2 protein-coding genes are annotated in these 2,176 nt (G+C 69.1%); one reads left to right on the forward strand and one right to left on the reverse strand.

The window, feature by feature from the left end:
* Window positions 1-52 precede the first annotated feature (52 nt).
* Window positions 53-1,504 carry a catalase gene (locus tag ACFWM7_RS35045; RefSeq protein WP_383268769.1) on the reverse strand — a complete coding sequence of 484 codons (1,452 nt, stop codon included), beginning with the start codon at window positions 1,502-1,504 and terminating at the stop codon, window positions 53-55.
* 162 nt (window positions 1,505-1,666) lie between these two features.
* Here ACFWM7_RS35045 and ACFWM7_RS35050 point away from each other — a divergent pair, with 162 nt between their 5' ends.
* Window positions 1,667-2,086 carry a Fur family transcriptional regulator gene (locus ACFWM7_RS35050; protein WP_383268771.1) on the forward strand — a complete coding sequence of 140 codons (420 nt, stop codon included), beginning with the start codon at window positions 1,667-1,669 and terminating at the stop codon, window positions 2,084-2,086.
* The last annotated feature ends 90 nt before the right edge of the window (window positions 2,087-2,176 follow it).

The following is a 2,176-nucleotide window of genomic DNA, read 5'->3' on the forward strand; positions in this document are numbered from 1 at the left end:
GGGCCGGACCCCCGCGAGGGGATCCGGCCCACCGTCGACGACAAGCGTCCGGTCAGCCGCGAAGGGCCTGGACCGCGGCTTCCAGCCGCTTGCCGAAGTCGCCGTCCGCCTGGCGGAAGTTGTCGATCGCGCGCTCTGCGATGTCGTCGCGCGAGACCTTGGCGATGAACCCGGCCAGGTTCTCCACGAGACGGCCCTTCTCCTCCTCCGACATCAGCCGGTAGAGGTCGCCCGCCTGGACGAAGTCGTTGTCCTCGGCGTGACGAGGGGCCTCGCTGTTGCCGGTGGCGCCGGTGACCGGGAGCGGCTGCCACAGCGGCCGGTCGGTCTGGGCGGGGCCGCCGAAGCTGTTGGGCTCGTAGTTCTTGGCGCCCTTGTGTCGGCCGTCGTAGAGGAAGCCGTCGCGGCTGTTGGTCCGCGCCTCGGTGGCGTGCGGGCGGTTCACCGGCAGGTGGTCGGCGTTGATGCCGACGCGGTAGCGGTGGGCGTCGCCGTAGGCGAAGAGGCGGCCCTGGAGCATCTTGTCCGGGGACGGGCCGATGCCCGGCACGAAGTGCGCGGGGCTGAAGATCGACTGCTCGACCTCGGCGAAGATGTTCTCCGGGTTGCGGTTGAGCTCCAGCTTGCCGATCTCGATCGGCGGGTAGTCCGCGTGCGGCCACACCTTGGTGAGGTCGAACGGGTTAAAGCGGTACGTCGCGGCGTCCGCCGCGGGCATGATCTGGACCTGCACCGTCCAGGACGGGAAGTCACCGCGCTCGATCGACTCGCGCAGGTCGCGCTGGTGGCTGTCGGGGTCGACGCCGGAGAGCCGGACGGCCTCCTCGGTGGTGAGGTTCTTGATGCCCTGGTCGGTCTTGAAGTGGTACTTGACCCAGAAGACCTCGCCGGCCTCGTTGTTCCACTGGTAGGTGTGCGAGCCGTACCCGTTCATGTGGCGCAGCGTGGCCGGGATGCCGCGGTCGCCGAAGAGCCAGGTCACCTGGTGCGTCGACTCGGGCGACAGCCCCCAGAAGTCCCAGACGTTGTCCGCCTCCTGCGAGCCGGTGTACGGGTCGCGCTTCTGGGTGTGGATGAAGTCGGGGAACTTGATGGCGTCCTTGATGAAGAACACCGGGGTGTTGTTGCCGACGAGGTCGTAGTTGCCCTCCTCGGTGTAGAACTTCAGCGCGAAGCCACGAGGGTCGCGCACCGCGTCGGCGGAACCGAGGTTGCCCGCGACGGTCGAGAAGCGCAGGAAGGTCTCGGTCTGCTTGCCGACCTCGGAGAGGAACTTCGCCCGGGTCCACCGCGAGACGTCGCGGGTCAGCGTGAAGGTGCCGTACGCGCCGGCGCCGCGGGCGTGCACGACGCGCTCCGGGATGCGCTCGCGGTTGAAGTGGGCGAGCTTCTCCAGCAGCGCCTGGTCCTGCACGAGAACGGGACCGCCGGGGCCCGCGGTCTCACTGTTCTGGTTGTCGGCAACCGGCGCGCCGGCCTCCGTCGTCAGCGGTCCCTGCGTCACGTGCGCCTCCTGCGGCGTATCCCTGCACAGCGGTCAATCCTGTACAGCCCTGTCCTTTGGCCAATGCCGTTCCCGATCCTACAATGGACAATGTCTAAGTCAAGTTGGCATCCAAAGTCACACCCGATCGGGACTCGGTCCCCCCACTGTTAGGCTGGCCGCATGAGCGACCTGCTGGAACGACTTCGTGGACGCGGCTGGCGCATGACGGCGCAGCGGCGTGTCGTGGCCGAGGTCCTCGACGGGGACCACGTGCACCTGACGGCGGACGAGGTCCACGCGAGGGCCGTTTCCCGGCTGCCCGAGATCTCGCGCGCCACCGTCTACAACACCCTCGGCGAGATGGTGTCCCTCGGCGAGGTGCTGGAGGTCTCCACCGACCGCCGGGCCAAGCGCTACGACCCGAACGCGCACCGCCCCCACCACCACCTGGTGTGCGCGCAGTGCGGCGCCATCCGGGACGTCCACCCGGCGGGCAACCCGCTGGCGGACCTGCCGGCGGACGAGCGCTACGGCTTCATGGTCTCCGGCGTCGAGGTGACGTACCGCGGCGTCTGCCCGAACTGCGCCGCCACCGCCTGAGCCGCCTTGCTTCAGGAAGCCGGGCCCGCCTGTCGGACAGGCGGGCCCGGCTCCTTTCATGCGGGCGGACATGACGACGGCCCGGATCTC

The organism is Streptomyces sp. NPDC058375 (genome assembly GCF_042723425.1).
GTDB classification, from domain to species: Bacteria; Actinomycetota; Actinomycetes; order Streptomycetales; family Streptomycetaceae; genus Streptomyces; species Streptomyces durocortorensis.